Origin of the sequence: Candidatus Aegiribacteria sp. (assembly GCA_021108435.1) — a bacterium.
Taxonomy (GTDB): domain Bacteria; phylum Fermentibacterota; class Fermentibacteria; order Fermentibacterales; family JCC-6; genus Aegiribacteria.
In genome coordinates this window covers 1-2397 of sequence record JAIOQY010000155.1, presented here as the reverse complement: position 1 = coordinate 2397, position 2397 = coordinate 1, and the positions used below count along the sequence as shown (strand labels likewise).

Sequence of the window (2397 nt, the reverse complement as noted above, 5' to 3'; positions counted from 1 at the left end):
GAGCATGTCACGTCGATCCTGCTGCTTCCGTTCTGATTCTCCTGTAATTGACAGTCCTGAGGATGTTGATGAATGCGCTATGATGGTGTTATTGACACAAGTATAGAGTATTCATATACAATCAATAGCAGATATTGGTCCGGTTGGAAGAATACCAGACACATGCTTACGTAACACCTCTGTGTGTTCAATACTGACAGTTCCGTACCGGATGCTGAAGTATTGAAAGAAAGATACTGGTCATACAGGGGGGGGTGGTGTGATGAAGGTATTTTCTTGTGCTTTCGGTCTGTTTCTGATAATTCCAGTTATTGCATTTGCTGATGGAACCTGGAGTGACACATCTTTTGTTCCTCCGTCACTGGGTTTTGAGAGATGGATGCGGATCTACCTGCCGGAAGGCTACGATCCTGGTGGATCCATCGACTATCCTGTGATATACTGGCTGCACGCCTGGGGTGCTACATATACACAGGATTCATGGTCCACAAAATTCGCATTGGACAGTCTGATATCATCCCAGCAGATCCAGCCTGTGATTGTAGTTAAGCCGGATGGATGGTGTCAACCGTATAATGGCTGTATGTGGGTGAACTCAGAACTCTATGGAGATTACGAGGATTTTGTTGTATATGATCTTGTGAACTTCATTGAAAGTTCTTTCTGTGTTGTTTCAGATCCGGAGTACCGATGTATCGCAGGACATTCCATGGGCGCCGGAGGTTCCATGCGAATCGCTCTGGAACATACTGACCGCTACAAGGCGGTTGCTTCACATGCCGGATTTCAGGATTTGCAGGTCGCATTGCCCTTGTTTGTAACTGAAGTTCTGGAAGAATGCCCTGAATCGGAGCCGCCTTACACATACGACTGGGGAAATGGCTCCTACACGGATGCTTTGTTTCTATCAGCTGGAGGTTACTCTCCAAATCTCAATGCTCCCGATTCAGTGGATTTCGTCCTTGATGAAAACGGGATGATAATTGATTCCGTATATGCTCTGTGGGAGCTGTTCAATCCCGCGCATATGGTCAAGGAAATATCCCCGCCAATTGGTTTGGATATATTCATTGACTGTGGTATAAATGATGAGTGGGCAGGCGTTTACGCATGCAATTGCAGCTATTCGGATACACTTGCGGCACTTGGGATAGACCATGTCTTTCAGAGCCTTGAAAGTACAACACATCAAATGAATATACATCGATTCATTCAGGAGTTCCTTTTCCTTGGCGAAGCTATGACAGGGATAGAGATAGCCTCTGAACTGCAGGCCGGTGTTTTACTTGAACCGGCATTCCCGAATCCATTTTCGGGTTCGACAACATTCTGCTTCCAGCTGATGGAGCCGGGTCGAACTGTTCTTCAGGTGTTCGATCTGTCCGGACGATTGGTTGAGACCCTTCTGGATGGAGAACTCCAGAAAGGCTATCATACGGTGGTATTCAACGCTGAAGACTGTTGTCCGGGAATCTATCTGTACCGTCTGCAGTCTGGTTCATCCGTTCAAATTCAAAGGTGTATTATGCTGTAATGATTCCAGAATTGCAGTATGCATATGAATTATCCATGACGGGAGGATCCTCTGGACATCAGGAGAACAACAGCGATGTGCAGGAATTACTGCAGCCTCTCTGCGAGCAGTACGGAGTGCAAATAGTGTTCGGAGGACACAACCATTACTATGCAAAAGCCTGCAGAAATGGAGTGTTTCATCTGACGGTCGGTGGTGGAGGCGCCCCTCTCTATCCACCCTATTCAGGTTATCCCAATGTTATGCTGACAAAGAAGGTTAATCACTTCTGTGAAATCCAGATCGAACAGGATACTCTTATTCTGAATGTAGTTGATATTTCAAATATGATCATCGACACAATCGAGATGATAGAAGGAATACTTCCCAGCCATCTGCTTGGTTCGGTAACCCTGTTCAGCGGCTCCGGAGATCTACAGGATGTTCTGATAGAGGCTGACGGGGCATCGGTGAGCCCCGATGAAAGCGGATATTACGGTTTGAATCTGGATCCGGGATCCTACGATGTATCGGTTTCCCTGGAAGGGTATGAAAACCAGCTGTTCGAAGATGTTGAGATACTTTATGGAACCGAGACAACACTCGATATCACAATTTACGAGACATCGATAGGGGATACAGAAATTTCACCTGAGACTTTCCTTCTGTACAGCTACCCGAACCCCTTTGTAGAACAAACCGAAATTCATTATGAGCTTTCAGGAGCCTGTTCCGTTCAGCTGACGGTCTTTGACATCAGCGGGCACCGTGTTAGAGATCTGTTCAGCGATCATCAGTCCGCAGGTGATTATTCAGTGATCTGGAATGGCACAGATGACAGCGGGAGACCCCTTTCTGCAGGAGTATATTTCTGCACCTTTACA

The 2397-nt window shown here is 46.5% G+C and carries 2 protein-coding genes; both read left to right on the top strand.

Features of this window, described 5'->3' with window-relative positions; genetic code table 11:
* Nucleotides 1-262 precede the first annotated feature (262 nt).
* The gene (locus K8R76_08690) at nucleotides 263-1534 is read left to right on the top strand and encodes a T9SS type A sorting domain-containing protein (protein ID MCD4848253.1); all 1272 of its coding nucleotides are present in this window, start codon (nucleotides 263-265) and stop codon (nucleotides 1532-1534) included.
* On the top strand, nucleotides 1534-2397 hold an 864-nt coding region (locus K8R76_08685; protein ID MCD4848252.1), incomplete at its 3' end, for a carboxypeptidase regulatory-like domain-containing protein. The genes K8R76_08690 and K8R76_08685, both read left to right, overlap by 1 nt.